Origin of the sequence: Kineococcus haloalkalitolerans, from assembly GCF_050871905.1 — a bacterium.
Classification (GTDB): Bacteria; Actinomycetota; Actinomycetes; order Actinomycetales; family Kineococcaceae; genus Kineococcus.
The window spans coordinates 19405-35321 of the sequence record NZ_JBJLSH010000024.1 but is presented as its reverse complement, the minus strand read 5'-3'; the positions used below and the strand labels follow the sequence as shown (position 1 = coordinate 35321).

Annotated in this window: 14 protein-coding genes; 7 read left to right on the top strand and 7 right to left on the bottom strand. The window is 78.5% G+C overall.

The window, feature by feature from the left end:
• The first annotated feature begins 3 nt into the window (after window positions 1-3).
• Complete coding sequence (locus ACRYMY_RS11145) at window positions 4-990, top strand: polyprenyl synthetase family protein (protein ID WP_432547349.1); 987 nt, start codon at window positions 4-6, stop codon at window positions 988-990.
• 28 nt (window positions 991-1018) lie between these two features.
• On the opposite strand, the gene ACRYMY_RS11140 is transcribed toward ACRYMY_RS11145, so the two are convergent.
• From ACRYMY_RS11140 to ACRYMY_RS11130, 3 genes are all read right to left on the bottom strand, one after another.
• Window positions 1019-1819 carry an SDR family NAD(P)-dependent oxidoreductase gene (locus tag ACRYMY_RS11140; protein WP_432547324.1) on the bottom strand — a complete coding sequence of 267 codons (801 nt, stop codon included), beginning with the start codon at window positions 1817-1819 and terminating at the stop codon, window positions 1019-1021.
• Window positions 1820-1895: 76 nt separating this feature from the next.
• Entirely contained in the window at window positions 1896-3557 is a 1662-nt protein-coding gene (locus tag ACRYMY_RS11135; protein WP_432547323.1) for a methyl-accepting chemotaxis protein, read from the bottom strand.
• Window positions 3558-3611: 54 nt separating this feature from the next.
• Complete coding sequence (locus tag ACRYMY_RS11130; protein ID WP_432547322.1) at window positions 3612-4673, bottom strand: GlxA family transcriptional regulator; 1062 nt, start codon at window positions 4671-4673, stop codon at window positions 3612-3614.
• A 212-nt stretch (window positions 4674-4885) separates the two neighbouring features.
• On the opposite strand from ACRYMY_RS11130, the gene ACRYMY_RS11125 reads away from it, so the two are divergent.
• Complete coding sequence (locus tag ACRYMY_RS11125) at window positions 4886-5539, top strand: DJ-1/PfpI family protein (protein ID WP_432547348.1); 654 nt, start codon at window positions 4886-4888, stop codon at window positions 5537-5539.
• Window positions 5536-5850 (top strand): hypothetical protein, encoded by a 315-nt coding sequence (locus ACRYMY_RS11120; RefSeq protein WP_432547321.1) that lies wholly within the window; start codon window positions 5536-5538, stop codon window positions 5848-5850. The genes ACRYMY_RS11125 and ACRYMY_RS11120 overlap by 4 nt, the downstream gene beginning before the upstream one ends.
• Window positions 5851-5861: 11 nt before the next feature.
• Here ACRYMY_RS11120 and ligD read toward each other — a convergent pair whose 3' ends face one another.
• Genes ligD through rarD form a run of 3 tightly spaced genes read right to left on the bottom strand, consistent with a single transcriptional unit; the run spans window position 5862 to window position 8951 of the window.
• Window positions 5862-6896, bottom strand: coding sequence for a non-homologous end-joining DNA ligase (gene ligD / locus ACRYMY_RS11115; RefSeq protein ID WP_432547320.1), 1035 nt, complete (start codon window positions 6894-6896; stop codon window positions 5862-5864).
• Entirely contained in the window at window positions 6896-7960 is a 1065-nt protein-coding gene (locus ACRYMY_RS11110; protein WP_432547319.1) for an ATP-dependent DNA ligase, read from the bottom strand. The genes ligD and ACRYMY_RS11110 overlap by 1 nt, the downstream gene beginning before the upstream one ends.
• A 4-nt stretch (window positions 7961-7964) precedes the next feature.
• Complete coding sequence (rarD, locus tag ACRYMY_RS11105; RefSeq protein WP_432547318.1) at window positions 7965-8951, bottom strand: EamA family transporter RarD; 987 nt, start codon at window positions 8949-8951, stop codon at window positions 7965-7967.
• Window positions 8952-9138: 187 nt separating this feature from the next.
• Here rarD and ACRYMY_RS11100 point away from each other — a divergent pair, with 187 nt between their 5' ends.
• The 4 genes from ACRYMY_RS11100 to ACRYMY_RS11085 all read left to right on the top strand — a co-directional run bounded on the left by ACRYMY_RS11100 (window position 9139) and on the right by ACRYMY_RS11085 (window position 13513).
• Window positions 9139-10530, top strand: coding sequence for an FAD-dependent oxidoreductase (locus ACRYMY_RS11100; protein WP_432547317.1), 1392 nt, complete (start codon window positions 9139-9141; stop codon window positions 10528-10530).
• Window position 10531: 1 nt separating this feature from the next.
• Window positions 10532-11362, top strand: coding sequence for an electron transfer flavoprotein subunit beta/FixA family protein (locus tag ACRYMY_RS11095; protein WP_432547316.1), 831 nt, complete (start codon window positions 10532-10534; stop codon window positions 11360-11362).
• Window positions 11362-12357, top strand: coding sequence for an electron transfer flavoprotein subunit alpha/FixB family protein (locus ACRYMY_RS11090; protein WP_432547315.1), 996 nt, complete (start codon window positions 11362-11364; stop codon window positions 12355-12357). The genes ACRYMY_RS11095 and ACRYMY_RS11090 overlap by 1 nt, the downstream gene beginning before the upstream one ends.
• A gap of 157 nt (window positions 12358-12514) precedes the next feature.
• Window positions 12515-13513 (top strand): ANTAR domain-containing protein, encoded by a 999-nt coding sequence (locus tag ACRYMY_RS11085; protein ID WP_432547314.1) that lies wholly within the window; start codon window positions 12515-12517, stop codon window positions 13511-13513.
• A gap of 18 nt (window positions 13514-13531) precedes the next feature.
• On the opposite strand, the gene ACRYMY_RS11080 is transcribed toward ACRYMY_RS11085, so the two are convergent.
• Window positions 13532-15895, bottom strand: a complete 2364-nt coding sequence (locus tag ACRYMY_RS11080) for a SpoIIE family protein phosphatase (protein WP_432547313.1) — start codon at window positions 15893-15895, stop codon at window positions 13532-13534.
• Window positions 15896-15917 lie beyond the last annotated feature (22 nt).

Here is a 15917-nt window from a genome sequence, read left to right as displayed (position 1 = left end):
GCGATGCCGACGAGCGACCCCGCGCTGGAGGCCGCGCTGCGCGAGGGCCTGGACGACGTGGAGGCGCTGCTGGCCGACGCGGTCGGCACGACCGACCCGCTGGCCGACGCCGCGGCCCGGCACCTGGTGCGCGCCGGCGGCAAGCGGGTGCGCCCGCTGCTGACGCTGCTGGCCTCCCACCTGGGCGACCCGTCCCGCCCGGAGGTCGTGCGGGCGGCCGTCGTCGTCGAGCTGACGCACCTGGCCTCGCTGTACCACGACGACGTCATGGACTCCGCGCCCACGCGCCGCGGCGCCCCCGCGGCGCACGTCGTGTGGGGCAACAGCGTGGCGATCCTCACCGGCGACCTGCTGTTCGCCCGCGCCTCCAACGTGGTGGCCGAGCTGGGCCCGGAGGCCGTGCGCATCCAGGCGTCCACGTTCGAGCGCCTGTGCCTGGGGCAGCTGCGCGAGACCGTGGGCCCGCAGCCGGGCGAGGACCCCGTCGAGCACCACCTGGGCGTGCTGCGCGACAAGACGGCCTCGCTGATCGCCACGGCGGGCCGCTTCGGCGCCCTGTTCGGCGGTGCGCCGCCGGCCGCGGTGGAGGCGATGGTCCGCTACGGCGAGGACGTCGGGGTGGCGTTCCAGCTGGCCGACGACGTGCTGGACCTGACCAGCGACACCGAGGACTCCGGCAAGCGCCCGGGCACGGACCTGCGCGAGGGCGTGCCGACGCTGCCGGTGCTGCTGGCGCGGCGGGCGGCCGCCGGTGGCGACGTCGCGGCCGGCGCGCTGGTGGGGCTGCTGGACTCCGGGCGCCTGGGCGATGACGCGGTGCTGGCCGAGGCGGTGGACCGGCTGCGCGAGCACCCGGTGACCGCCGCGGCGCGGCGGGCGGCCCGCGAGTGGGCCGAGCGCGCCACCGGGCACCTGGTGGCGGTGCCGGCCGGCGCGGCCCGCGACGCCCTGGCGGCGTACGCCGCGACGGTCGCCGACCGGGTGGGCTGAGGCCCCGGCCGGCGTCCCGCGGGCGGCCTCAGCGCCGCCCGCGGCGGGTGGTCACCACCTGGCTGAGCAGCGCCGTCAGGCGGCGCGGCGCGAAGCGCGGGGCGGTGGCCGTGACCTTGTTCAGCGGGCCGTCCACGACGGTCGGCCCGCTGCCGTCCAGCGCCCGCAGGGCCGTGGCCACCACGTCGGCGGCCGTGCGCCGCGGCAGGTCCCCGACGCTGTCCTGGCCGGCGGAGTCGAAGAACGGCGTCTCGGTCGGCCCCGGGCACACCGCGAGGACCCGCACGCCGGTGCGCCGGTTCTCCACCCACAGCGCCTCGGTGAAGGACAGCACGAACGCCTTCGTCGCCGCGTAGACGGCCAGGTTCGGGATCGGCTGGAACGCCGCGGTGCTGGCGACGTTGAGGACCACGCCGGAGCGGCGGGCCACCATCCCGGGCAGCAGCCGCGCCGTCAGGTCCACCAGGGCCGTGCAGTTGACCTGCACCTGGGACACGAGCCGGTCCACGCCGGTGTCCTCCGCGGCCCGCGCCACCGGGCCGGACAGCGCGAAGCCGGCGTTGTTGACGAGCACGTCCACGGTGACGCCCAGGCGCTCGACCTCGGCGACGACGCGCGCGCCCGCGCCGGGCTCGGCCAGGTCGGCGGTCACGACGTCGACGCGGCGCCCGTGCTGCGCGGTCAGCCGGTCGGCCAGCGCCCGCAGCCGGTCCCCGCTGCGGGCCACGACGACCAGGTCGGCGCCGCGGGCGGCCAGCTCGGCGGCCAGGTGCTCGCCGATGCCCGTGCTGGCGCCCGTGACGAGCGCGGTGCGGCCGTGGAAGTGCATCGGGGTCCTCCTGGGGGCGTGCCGGCCCCGCGCCGCCGGTGCGGGCGCGGGGCCGCCAGCCTCCCAGCCGGGCGGCTCAGACCCGGAAGCGGCCCACCAGCGCGCTGAGCTCCTGCGCCATCCGGGACAGCTCCGCGGTCGCCGCGCGCGTGCCGTCCACGCCCTCGCGGGTGGTGGCGGCGGCCCCGGCGATGGTGGTGATGCCGCGGGCGATGTCGGCGGTGCCGGCGGCGGCCTCGGACACGCTGCGGCTCATCTCGGCCGTGGTGGCGCTCTGCTCCTCCACCGCCGAGGCGATGGTGGTCTGGAAGCCGGAGATCTCCCCGACGACCTCGGCGATGTCGGCGATGGCGCGCACGGCCTCGGCGGTGTCGGCCTGGATGGAGGCGACCCGGGAGGTGATGTCCTCGGTGGCGCGGGCGGTCTGCGCGGACAGCTCCTTGACCTCGCCGGCGACGACGGCGAAGCCCTTGCCGGCGTCACCGGCGCGCGCGGCCTCGATGGTGGCGTTGAGCGCGAGCAGGTTCGTCTGCTCGGCGATGGCGGTGATGGCGCGCACGACGTCGCCGATCTGCTGGGAGCTGTCGCCGAGGCGGGCGACGGTGGCGCTGGTGCGGTCGGCCAGCGCGGCGGCCCGCTCGGCCACCCCGGAGGCGTCGGCCGCGCCGGCGGCGATGTCGCGGATCGCGGCCCGCATCTCCTCCGCGCCCTGGGCGACGGTGCCGACGCTGCCGGAGACCTGCCCGGCCACGTCGGCGGCCGTGCGGACCTGCTCGGCGGTCTGGGCGGCGGCGCCGCTGATGCGTTCGGCGCTGCCGGTCAGCTGCGTGGAGGCCGCGGCCAGGGACTGGGCGGAGGCGACGACGGCGCCGACGGTGCCGCGCACGCCCTCCTGGGCGCGCGTGAGGGCGTCGGCCATCTGCGCGACCTCGTCGCGCCCGCGCACGTCCGCGGTGGAGGTCAGGTCGCCGGCGGCCATGGCCTCCAGCGACGCGGACACGGTGCGCAGGGGACGCACGAGCAGGCGGGTGACGTGCACGCCGAGGGCGACGGCCAGCGCCAGCCCGGCCAGCAGGACGCCGAGGACCGTCAGCCGGGCGGAGCGGGCGATGCCGGCGACGTGCGCGGCCTCGGCGGCGGCGTCGGCCTCCTGCGCGGCCTCGACGCGGTCCAGCGCGTCGGCCAGGTCGCTGATGACGGGCTGGGCGACGTCGGCGGTCACGCGCGCCCACTCGGCGGCGTCCCCGGCGTCGGAGGCCGGCAGCAGCTGCGCGTCGCGCAGCTCGCGCCAGGTGTCCCAGCCGTCGCTGAACGCCCGCCAGTCCGCGGCACCGGGGCCGTCGGCGCCGACGACGGCCTCGTAGCGCGCGGCCCAGTCGTCCAGCTCGGCGTCGCTCTCGGCGATCTTCGCGGCGTACTCGGCCTTCTCCGCGGCCGTGGGGACGGCGGCGTGCTGGGCGACCAGCATCCGCGTCTTGATCTCCTCCTGGTGCACGCGGCCCAGGGCGACGAGGGCGGTGACGTCGTGCTCGGCCAGGTGCGTGGAGACGGTCGAGGAGCGCTCGAGGGCGACCACGGCGGTGGCGCCGACCGCGACGGCCACGAGCGAGGCCGCGCCCACGGCGGCGGCCACCTTGCGGCCCACGGGCTGGTCGGCGAACCAGCCGGCGGACGGCCGGGTGGCGGCGGTCGGGGCGGCGGTCGGGGCGGTGGAGCTCGTGGGGCGGGTGCTCGGCATGGCGAGTCCTCGGGCGGCGTCGGTGCGGCGGGGGCGCCGGTGGTCCCGGCGTCCTCACCCATCGGCGCGCGCGGGGCCGGGCTTGAGCCGTCCGGGCCCGGGCCGCGCTCCCGCTGCCCGCGGGTCCCGGGGGTCCCGCGGGTGCGGGCGGGCGGGCGGGAGCGCGGGGCCACCGCCGAACGCGCGGCGGTAGGCGGCCGGGCTGGTCCCGACGACGTCGCGGAAGCGCTCGCGGAAGGTCGTCGGGGCGCCGAACCCGACCGCCGCGGCGATCCGGTCGACCGGGTGGTCGGTCGTCTCCAGCAGCTCCTGCGCCCGGCGCACGCGGGCCAGGTGCAGCCACGCCACCGGGGTGGTGCCCGTCTGCTCGGCGAAGCGGCGCGACAGCGTCCGGGTGCTGGTGCGCGCCCGCGCGGCGATGGCCGCCAGGTCCAGCGGCTCGGCGCAGTGCTCCTCCAGCCACGCCAGCAGGGGCGCCAGCGAGGTGCCGTCGCCCGGCGGCGGGGCGTGGCGGGTGAACTGCGCCTGCCCGCCGGCGCGCTCCAGCGGAACCACCGTCAGGCGCGCCACGTCCGCGGCCGCGGCGGCCCCGTGGTCGCGGCGCACCACGTGCAGGCACAGGTCCAGCCCCGCCGCCGCCCCGGCCGAGGTGAGCACCTGCCCGCCGTCCACGAACAGCACGCCGGGGTCCACCTCGACGTCCGGGTAGCGCGCCGCCAGCTCCCGGGCGGCGGCCCAGTGGGTGGTGGCGCGCGCACCGTCGAGCAGCCCGGCCGCCGCGAGCACGAACGCCCCCACGCAGACCGAGACCACGCGCGTCCCGGCGGCGGCCGCCTCCCGCAGCGCCCGCAGGACGGCGTCGTCGACCGGTGCCGCCGGGTCGGCGACCCCGGGCACGACGACGGTGCCCGCCCCGGCCAGCACGTCCAGGTCGTGCTGCGGGCGCAGCCGGAGGGCGCCCGCGTCGACCTCGCGCCCCGCCCCGCCCGGCCCGGCGGTCAGGACCCGGTACGGGCTGCTGCCGTCGGGCAGGCGCACCCGGCCGAACGTCTCCAGCGGCACCGACAGGTCGAACGGGTTGACCCCGTCGAGGACGAGGACGACCACGGTGTGCACGGCGGCAGCCTAGGCGCGCGGTGGCGAGATCCCGTCGGGATGTGGCGTTCCAGCCACTGGGGCGCGGGGCCGGCGCTGCCTAGGTTCGCCGCAGGACGGTGCGCACCGCCCGTCCGCCGCACCCGACCAGCCGGCACCCGCCGCGCCCGCACCCGCCCCGGAGGACGCCCGTGACCACCGCCCACCCGCCGCGACCTGGCGTCGACCGGCCCCTGCGGGCGCAGGTCGTCCTCTTCGACGGCTTCGACCCGCTCGACGCCGTCGCGCCCGTCGAGGTGCTCGACGCGGGCGGCCGGGCGTCCGGCGGCGCGCTGACCGTCGAGCTCGCCAGCGCCGAGGGGCCCCGGGAGGTGCCCAGCGGCACCGGCGGCATCGCCCTGCGCGCCACCACCGCGCTGGACCCGGAGGCCGACCTGCTCGTGCTGCCCGGCGCCTCGGGCCCCGTCGACGACCCGGAGGACACCGGGCTGGTCACCGTGCCGGTCCTGCTCGCCCGCACCCTCGAGACCCCCCTGCCCGCGCTGCTGGAACGGGCGTTGGAGCGCGAGGGGACCGTCGTCGCGACGGTGTGCGGCGGCTCGCTCGTCCTCGGCATGGCCGGTCTGCTGGTCGGCCGCCACGCGGTCACCCACCACCTGGGCACCGACCTGCTGGAGGCCACCGGCGCGGTCGCGCACCGCGCGCGCGTCGTCGAGGACGGCCGGCTGGTCAGCGGCGGCGCGGTCACCTCCGGGCTGGACGTCGGGCTGCACCTGCTCGAGCGGCTGCTGGGCCCGCAGGTCGCGCTCGCCGTGGAGGAGCTGTTCGCCCACGAGCGCCGCGGCACGGTGTGGCGCGCCGCCGGCCTGCCGGGAGCCGTCGCGTGAGCGGGGTCGAGGGCGACTGGGAGCTGGTCGTGCGCACCCCCGTCGGGCGCCAGGACGTGCGCCTGCACCTGGTCGCGGACGCGGCCGGCGCGCTGGCGGGCACCGCGGCCGGGCCGGCGGAGACCGTGCCGCTGGAGGACGTCCGGCTGGAGGGCGGGCACCTGACGTGGGCGCAGTCCATCACCCGGCCCCTGCGGCTGCGGCTGCTGTTCGACGTCGAGGTCGACGGCGACGTCCTGACCGGCACGTCCCGGGCCGGGCGCCTGCCCCGCTCCGCGGTGACCGGCCGGCGGGCCCGCCCGCGGGCCTGACGGGGGCGGTCTCAGCCCGCCGGGTCGTGCCGGGCCCGCGAGGGCTGCACGCGCGGCGGCTCGCCGGCCACCTTCGGGAAGTTCGGCGGGTACGGCAGGTCGCCCAGCCCGGCGGCCTCGTCGCGGTCGGCCAGCTCCAGCAGCGCGTCCAGCGGCGCGGGCGAGCGGGCGCCCGCCCACGGGTCGCCGACGGCGGCCAGCCGGGCGGGGACGGTGAGCAGGGTGAAGTCGTCCGGCGCGCAGCCGTCCGCCAGCTCCCGCCACGTCACGGGCGTGGAGACGGTCGCGCGGGCGGTGGGGCGCAGCGACCAGGCGGCGGCGATCGTTCGGTCGCGGGCGTTCTGGTTGTAGTCGACGAACACGGCCCGCCCGCGCTCCTCCTTCCACCACGCCGTCGTGACCAGCCCGCCGGCGCGGCGCTCCAGCTCGCGGGCCAGCGCGATGCCCGCCCGGCGCACCGCGGTGAAGTCCCACCGCGGCTCGAGCGGCACGACGACGTGCAGGCCCCGCCCCCCGGAGGTCTTCACCAGGCCCGTCAGCCCCAGCTCCGCCAGCAGCGGGCGCAGGTGCTCCAGCGCCACCTCCCGCGCCTGCTCGAAGCCGGTGCCCGGCTGCGGGTCCAGGTCCACGCGCAGCTCGTCGGGGTGCTCGACGTCGGGGGCGGTGCACGGCCACGGGTGGAACGTGGTCGTCGACTGCTGCACGGCCCACACCAGGTCGGCGGCGTGCCGCGGGCGCAGGACGTCGGCGGTGCGGCCGGAGGGGAACTCCACCCGCACCGCCGCCACGTGCGCGGGCGCGCCGCGCGGCAGGCGCTTGGAGTAGACCTCCTCGCCGCTCACGCCGTCGGGGAAGCGCTGCAGGTGGACGGGCCGGTCGCGCACGGCGTCCAGCAGGGCGGGGGCGACGGCCAGGTGGTAGTCGACGACGGCGCGCTTGGTGCCCCGCTCGCCCAGCGCCGGGTAGTACGGCTTGTCCGGGCTGGTCAGCCGCACGGGCACGCCGTCGGCGTCGACCTCCTGGGCGGGCGGTCGCGCGGTCGCCATCAGCGGCCGCCCGTCCCGGTCAGCACGTCCGCCAGGGAGTACCGGGCGGGCACGTCGAGCTGGTCGAGGGCGCAGCCGGCGGGGTCCCGGTCGGGCCGGGCGCGCAGGAACCGCGGGGAGTGCCGGAACCGCGAGCCCTCCAGCTGGTCGTACTCCACCTCCCACACGAGCTCCTGGCGCACCGGCACCCAGGAGGTGTCCCGGCGCGCGTTCCACCGGTTCGGCTCCCCGGCGGTGCGCACGTCCTCGCCCAGCCGCAGCGCCGACAGCTCCGCCAGCAGCTGCGCGCGGCGGGCGGTCGTGAAGGCCGTCACCGCGCCCACCCCGCGCACCTCCTCGCCGACCCGCAGCCCCAGCAGCACCGAGCCGACGCCGGGCAGGCTCTTGTGCTCGCGGTAGCCGACGACGACGCACTCGGCGGTGCGCCGGTGCTTGACCTTCGTCATGACCCGCTGCCCCGGCGCGTAGGGGGCGTCGAGGGGCTTGGCGACGACGCCGTCGAGGCCGGCGCCCTCGAAGAGCGCGAACCAGCGGGCGGCCACGTCCTCCTCCAGCGTCGCGCGGGTGACGCGGACGACGGGCCCGCCGCCGGGCAGCTCCCGCGCGAGCCTCTCGCGGCGCTGCGCCGTCGGCCGCCCGGTGAGGTCCTCGTCGCCGACGGCGAGCAGGTCGAAGGCGACGAGCAGCGCCGGCTGCTCCCGCGAGAGCGTCTCGATGCGGCTGGCGGCGGGGTGCACGCGCTGGGACAGCAGCTCCCAGTCCAGCCGGTCGCCGCTCGCGCCGTCCTCACCGTTCCCGCCGGGCACGACGAGCTCGCCGTCCACGACGCAGCGCGCGGGCAGCTCGGCCAGCGCCCCGGCCACGACCTCGGGGAAGTAGCGGGTCAGCGGCTTGCCGCCGCGCGAGCCGAGGACGACCTCGTCGCCGTCGCGGAACAGGAGGCAGCGGAAGCCGTCCCACTTCGGCTCGTACAGCCACGCCGGCTCCCCGTCCGGCTGGGCGGGCACCCGGTCGGCTGCCCGCGCCAGCATCGGCTCCACGGGTGGTCGCACCGGCAGGTCCACGGGCTCACTGTGCCGGAGGGGCCTCCGCGGCGGTACCCGTGCGCGCACCCCGGCGCCCGCGGGAGGCGGCGCGCAGGGCGTCGCTCGTCAGTACCAGCAGCGCCAGCCACACCAGCGCGAACCCGACCCACTGCGAGGGCGGCATCCGCTCGCCCAGCGCCAGGCCGGCCAGGAACTGCAGGACGGGCGTCAGGTACTGCAGCAGCCCGATGAGCGTCAGCGGCACCCGCCCGGCGGCCACGGCGAACAGCAGCAGCGGCACGACCGTGGTCACGCCCAGCAGCGCCATCAGCGCGGTGTGCAGGGCGCCGTGGCCGGTGAACGTCGAGGCGCCGCCCGCGCCGATGACCGCCAGCGCCGCCGCCGCGGGCAGGGCCAGCACGACGGTCTCCACGGACAGCCCCGTCAGGGCGTCCACCCGCCCGGCGGGCGAGCGCGCCAGGCGGTTCTTCAGCAGCCCGTACGTGGCGAAGGAGCCCGCCAGGGTCAGCGCCACCCACGGCAGCCGCCCCAGGTCGGCGGTGATGACGACGACCGCGACGGCGCCGATCCCCACGGCGGCCCACTGCGCGCGCCGCAGGCGCTCGCGCAGCACGAGGACACCCAGCAGGACGGTCACCAGCGGGTTGACGAAGTACCCCAGGGCCGCCTCCAGGACGTGCCCCGTGGTGGCGGCCCACGCGTACACGCCCCAGTTGACCGCGATGGCCACGGCCGCCACGGACAGCGGGCCCAGCAGGGCGGGGGTGCGCAGCACGCGCACGACGGGACCCCAGCGGCGCAGCGCCGTCAGCACCAGCGCGCACACCAGCAGCGCCCACAGCACGCGGTGGGCCAGGACCTCCACCGCGCCGGCGGGCACGAGGGCGGCGAAGTAGAAGGGGAAGGCGCCCCACAGGGCGTAGGAGGCGAAGCCGGCGAGGACGCCGGTGCGGTCGGCGCCCGCCAGGGGAGACGCGGGGGAGGGCGTGGAGGGGGCGGGGGACGGCACCGGCGGATCCTCGCAGCACCTCCACCCCGCTCGGCGGGTGGCCGCGGCCCGGCGCGTTAGGCTTGCCTTCGGAGGCCGGGGCTCCTGCGAGAGCCGCCCGGTGAGCACGACCCGGCTGCGCGGAGCACGAGCGAGCACGCCCCCGCCGGCCGCCCTGTCGATCCCCTGACGGAAGGCGATCCACCCTGTGAGCAGCGCGAACGGCGACCGTCCCCTGCGCGTGGCCATCGTCGGCGCCGGGCCGGCCGGCATCTACGCGGCGGACATCCTGTCCAAGGCCGACGTCGAGACGAGCATCGACCTCTTCGAGCGGCTGCCCGCCCCGTACGGCCTCGTGCGCTACGGCGTCGCGCCCGACCACCCCCGCATCAAGCAGATCGTCGTCGCCCTGCACAAGGTGCTGGGCCGCGGGGAGGTCCGGCTGCTGTCGAACGTGGACTTCGGCACCGACATCACGCTGGAGGAGCTGCAGCGCCACTACGACGCGGTGGTCTTCTCCACGGGCGCCATCGAGGACGCGCCGCTGGCCGTGCCGGGCGTGGACCTGCCCGAGAGCTTCGGCGCCGCGGACTTCGTCTCCTGGTACGACGGGCACCCCGACTACCCGCGCGAGTGGCCGCTGGAGGCCTCCAGCGTCGCGGTGCTCGGCGCCGGCAACGTCGCCCTGGACGTGGCGCGCATGCTGGCCAAGCACGCCGACGACCTGCTGACCACGGAGATCCCGGACAACGTCCACGCCGGGCTGAAGGCGTCGAAGGTCACCGACGTGCACGTCTTCGCCCGCCGCGGCCCCGCCCAGGCGAAGTTCTCCCCGCTGGAGCTGCGCGAGCTGGGCCACGTCCGCGACGTGGACGTGCTCGTGGACCCGGAGGACTTCGACTTCGACGAGGGCTCCGAGGCGGCCATCGCCTCCTCCAACCAGACCAAGCAGGTCGTCAAGACCCTGACGGACTGGGCGATGCGCGAGTCGGCCGGCACGGCCTCGCGCCGCATCCACCTGCACTTCCTGCACGCCCCGCAGGAGATCGTCGGCCGCGACGGGCACGTCGTGGGCCTGCGCACCGAGCGCACCCGCCTGACCGGCGACGGCACCGTCGAGGGCACCGGCGAGGTCCACGAGTGGGACGTGCAGGCGGTCTACCGCGCGGTCGGCTACTTCGGCTCCCCGCTGCCGGGCGTGCCGTTCGACGCCGTCAAGGGCGTCATCAGCAACCACGAGGGCCGCGTCGTCTCCCCGGAGGGCGAGCAGGTGCCCGGCCTGTACTGCACGGGCTGGATCAAGCGCGGGCCCGTCGGCCTCATCGGCCACACCAAGTCCGACGCCTCCGAGACGGTGCGCCACCTCGTCGCCGACGCGGCCGCCCTGCCGCGCGCCACCGCGCCGGACCCGGACGCGGTCGTGGACTTCCTGCGCGCCAAGGGCGTGGACGTCCTGACCTGGAACGACTGGGAGGTCCTGGACGCCTACGAGCGCGCCCTCGGCGAGGCCCAGGGCCGCGAGCGCGTCAAGGTCGTCCCCCGCGAGGACATGGTCCGCTACTCGCGCGAGGTGCTCGCCGACGCGGGCGCCGGGTCCTGACGTGCGCGTCGTCGTCTGCGTCAAGCACGTCCCGGACATCCAGTCCGCGCGGTCCTTCCGCCCCGACGGCCTGCTGGCCCGCGGCGGGGAGGACGACACCCTCAACGAGCTCGACGAGGACGCCCTGGAGGCGGGCCTGCGCCTGGTCGAGGCGCACCCGCCGGCCGGGGACGAGCCGCCGCACGACGTCACCGTCCTGACGGTGGGGCCGGCCGCGGCCGTGGAGGCGCTGCGCCGCGGCCTGGCGATGGGCGCCACCACGGCCGTCCACGTCACCGACGAGGCGGTCGCCGGCTCCGACGCCCTCGCCACCGCCCGGGTGCTGGCCGCGGCCGTGCGCCACCTGCACGCGCAGGACCCGGTGGACGTGGTCGTGGCCGGCATGGCCGGGCTGGACGGGCTGACCTCGCTGGTGCCGGCGGCGCTGGCCGCGGAGCTGGACTGGCCGCAGCTGACGCTGGTCGACCGGGTGGACGTGGCCGACGGGCCGGACGGTCGGACGGTGTCCGTGCGCCGCGAGACCTCCACCGACGTGGAGGAGCTGTCCGCGCCCGCGCCGGTGGTCCTCAGCGTCACCGACCAGGCGTTCCGCGCCCGCTTCCCGGCCTTCAAGGGCATCCTCGCCGCCCGCAAGGCGCCCGTGACGGTGCTGGACCTGGCCGCGCTGGGCGTGGACGGCGCGTCCGTGGGCCTGGACGGCTCGACGACGCGCGTGCTGGAGGCCGCGCCCCGCCCGCAGCGGCCCGGGCGCGTGGTCGTCACCGACACGGCCGACACGGCCGTCGTGGTCCGCGACCTCGCGGACTACCTGGCCACGAAGGGGTTCGCGTGATGGACGTCCTCGTCCTGCTGGACCACCACCCGGCCCGCGAGGGGTCCGCGCCGCGGTCCACCGCGGCCGAGCTGCTCACCCTGGCCCGCGACCTGGCCGGGGACCCCGGCACCGGTGCCGTGCACGCGGTGCGGGTGGGCGACGACGGGCACGGCACGGCCGCCGAGCTGGCCGCCGCCCACGGCGCCGACCACCTGCACCTGGTGCACGTCGAGGGCGCCGACGACCGGCTCACCGCCTCGGTGACCGACGCGCTGCGCGCCGTGCTGGCCGCCCACCCCGTCCCGCTGGTCCTGCTGGCCTCCACCTTCGAGGGCAAGGAGGCCGCCGCCCGCCTGGCGGTGCAGACCCGCGGCGGGGTCGTCACGGACGCCACGACCGTCGAGGTCGCCGACGGGCGCGTCGTCGCCGGCAAGGCCGTGCTGGCCGGCTCGTGGGCCACCCGCTGCGCCGTGACCGGCGAGCTGGCCGTCGTCACCGTCAAGCCGCACTCGCTGCGCGCGGCACCGGCGGCGCAACCCTCGCGGCCGCAGCAGCACGAGCACCGCGTCGAGGCGTCCGCGGCGGCGCGCGCCGTCACCGTCGTCTCCCGCGCGCCCCGGCCCACCTCCGACCGCCCCTCGCTGGCCGAGGCGGAGGTCGTCGTCGTCGGCGGGCGCGGCACCAACGGCGACTTCGCGCCCCTGGAGGAGCTCGCCGACGTGCTCGACGGGGCCGTGGGCGCCACCCGCGTGGCCACCGACGAGGGGTGGATCGGGCACGAGGCGCAGGTCGGGCAGACCGGCGTCACGATCAGCCCGCGCCTGTACGTGGGGGTGGGTGTGTCCGGCGCGGTGCACCACCGCGGCGGCATGGACGCCTCGGTGACGGTCGTGGCCGTCAACGAGGACGCGGACGCCCCGATCTTCGAGTTCGCCGACTACGGCGTGGTGGGCGACCTCACCGAGGTCGTGCCGGCGCTGACGGCCGAGCTGCGCCGCCGCCGCTCGTCCTGACCCCGCCCCGGGTCCGGTCCCGGCGCTGCCCGCGGGGTGGCGGGGGGGCCGGGCCCGGGGACAGGATGGCCGCGGGCCCACCCCCGCCCGGGTACAGCAGCGTGCTCGTCCACCGACCGCTGCCCCCGGGCCGCGGTCGCCGCACCTGGAGACTCCCGTGTCCGAGACGCACCCCCCGCTCGACCTGCCGACCGGCACCTACGTCGCCGACCTGCCCGGCGGCCGCTGGTGGTGGTCCGCCGGCACGAACGCCGTGCACGGCGGGGAGCGGCGCTGGACGGCGCTGACCGCCGACCGCGTCCGCGACCTGTACGGCCCGGCCGGCTGGCAGCACCTGCTCGGTGCCGTGCGCACGTGCGCGCTGCACGGGGAGCCGTTCGCCGTGCAGGTGCCCGTGGAGGTCGAGGGCGCGCCCCGCGCGGTGGTCGTGACGGGGGCGGCCGACCCGGAGCGGCCGGGCACGCCGCTGCGGCGGGTCCGCGGGCACGTCGTCGACGTCGCCTCCGGCGCCGACCGGTGGGTCGGGCAGCGCGTGCAGGAGCAGCTGGAGGTGGCCCTGGCCTCGCGCACGGTCATCGACCAGGCCAAGGGGGCCCTGATGCTCGCCTACGGCGTGGACGCCGACGAGGCGTTCGGCCTGCTGAAGTGGTACTCGATGCACAGCCAGGTCAAGCTCTCCGTGCTCGCCCAGCGCCTCGTCGACCTCGTCTCGCGCACCAGCGTCCTGCCCGCGGGGGCGCACGGGCGCGTCGACGACCTGCTCGACCGCGCCCTGGCGGCCGGGGACCCCGCCCACGGCCCGGCGGCCGCGGGCGCCGCGGGGGAGCCCGGTGAGGACCTCGTCGTCGACGGGCCGCGCCCGTGCGACGGGGGCCGGCTGCTGACGGTCCGCGGCGAGGTGGACCTGCTGACCGCGCGCCGGTTCGCGGCCGCCGTCGGCACCGCCGAGGCGCAGGCCGCCCCGCCCGAGCGCGTCGTCGTCGACCTCACGGGCGTGGACTACCTCGGCTCGGCCGCCGTGTCCGTGCTGACGGCCGCCGACCGCCGCTGCCGCCGCGCCGGCACGCCGCTGACCGTGGTCCTCGACCGCGACTGCGACGTGCGCGACGCCACCGGGCTCGGCGCGCTGGACGTCCGCGCGGGCGTGCCCGGCTGACCCGATGACCGGCGCCCCTCAGGGGTCGCGGGGCAGGGCCACGAGGTCCAGGACGAGGGCGGCGGTGCTGCCGTCGGGTGCCCGCAGCGCCAGGGCGCCGGCGCCCACGGCGTCGCGCACCGCCCACAGCGCCCGCACCCCCGCGCTGGCCAGGTGCGTCACCCCGGCCAGGTCCACCCGCAGGGGGAGGGCGCCGTGCCGGCCGGCGCGCAGCAGCTCCTCCTGCAGCAGGGGCGCCGACTCCAGGTCCACCGGGCCGCGCACGCGCACCGGCACGGGCGCGCCCGGCCCGCCGGCCGTCAGGACCCGCACCGCGAGGACACCGTCGTCACCCGCTCCCGCGCCGTCGTCGCCCGCTCCGGCGGCGTCCTCCCCGCCGGGGTCGCGCTGGTCCACGTCGGCGCCCAGCACCCGCCGCACGCGCACCGTCGTGCCCGCCCCGCCGCCGCCGGTCCCGCCGCGGTCCACCCGGACGCTGCCGGCGGCGCCCACCATCACCAGGCCGCGGCCGCGGTCCCCGGGGTGGGCGTCCGCCGGCCGCCACCGCCCGTCGTCGCTCACCTCCAGCAGCGCGGCGCCGTCGTCCTCCAGCCGCGCCCGCACCTCCACCCGCCCCGGCGGGGCGTCGCGGTAGGCGTGCTCCACGGCGTTGGTGACGGCCTCCCCGGCGGCCAGCGCCAGCAGCCGCCGGTCCCGCGACCCCGCACCGGCCGCCTCCAGCCAGGCCGCCACCTCCCGCCGCAGCCGGCGCACCGACGACGGCAGCGCCGGCCCGCCGCACCGCAGCGGGGCCACGGGCGGGCGCGGGCGCACCGCGAGCACCGTCGCGTCGTCCTGGACCGCGCCGTCGAGCAGGGCGGTGACCACGTCGTCGACGACGGCACCGGCCGCTCGCCCGGGCGGGGCGGCCGCGCGCGCGGCGGCGTCCGCCAGGGCCCGCAGGCGCTGCGGCAGGGGCGTGCCGCGCCGCTCGACGAGCCCGTCGGTGTGCAGCAGGAGCAGCTCGCCCGGCCCGAGCCGGTCCACGGCCGTGGGCGGCAGCGCGCCGGGGGCCGTCAGCGAGGACGTCAGCGGGGCCGCGCCGGTCGCGGGCAGCCGGCGGACCCCGCCCGGGCCCGCCACGAGCGGCGGCGGGTGGCCCAGCACGGCGTGCTCCACCTCGCCCGTCGCGGGGTCGAGCACCGCCGCGCACACCGTGGCCGCCGACGCCCCCGGCACCCGGGCGGCGGCGCGCGCCAGCGCGGCCAGCGCGACCGGCAGCGCGTCGCCGTCGGCCAGGCGCTGCTCCAGCACGGCGCGCAGCTGCCCCATGACGGCCGAGGCGGCCACGCCGTGCCCGACGACGTCGCCGACGACCAGCGCCAGCCGCCCGTCCGGCCGGACCAGGGCGCTGAACCAGTCGCCGCCGGCGCGGGCGCCGTCCCCGCCGGCGACGAGGTAGCGGGCGGCCGTCTCCGCGCGCGGCAGCACCGGCAGGCTCGCCGGCAGCAGCGCCCGCTGCAGCTGCCGGGCCACCTCGCGGGCGCGCGCGTACCGCTCGCGGACGGCGCGCTCCTCGCGCTCGCGCACCAGGCACAGGTAGGCGCGCGGCACGACGTCGGCCAGCAGGTCCAGCTCGTCCGCGCGCCAGCGCCGCCCGGGCGCGTCCCGCACCCGCAGCAGGAACACCCACCGCCCGCCCGTGACGAACGGCACGAGGACGTCACCGTCCTCGACGAGCACCTGGCCCGCGCGCAGCCGCGCGGCGAGGGCGGCGCCCGGCGGGTCGGCGCCGGGCCCGCGGTGCGTCCCGTCACCGGGCTCGTCCGCCACCACCTCCAGCGGGGCCCCGGCCGCCGCGCCGCCGTCCGGCTCCACCGCCCACGCGGTGACGCGGGCGGCGCCGGTGTGGGCGGCGACGCGGCGCGCGATGCCGCGCAGCGCCGCCAGCCCGGACGCCTCGCGCGCGAAGTCCTCCCCGACGGCGGCCAGCACGGCCGCGGCCTCCTCGCGGCGGCGGTGGTCGGTCACGTCGGGGTTGGCGCCCGTCAGGCCGAGGAAGACGCCGTCGGCGGACCAGCGGGGCGCCGCCTGCGTCTCGATCCAGCGCCACTGCCCGTCGGCGCGCCGGACCCGCACCTGCGCGCGGAACCCGCGCCGCTGCGCGGTCGCCTCGTCGAACGCGCGCAGGTAGGCGTCGGCGTCGTCCGGGTGGCAGATCGAGCGCCACGACGTCCCGGCCATCCGCTCCGGCGTGGTGCCGAAGAACTCCAGGCAGGCGCGGTTGACGAACGTGCAGCGCCCGGCCGCGTCGGTCGTCCAGATCGTCAGGTCGACGCTGTCGGCGGTGGCGCGGAACAGCGCGAGGGCCTCCTCGGCGCCGACGTCGCCCCCGCTGTGCACGGCGCGAGCCTCCCGCCGCGCC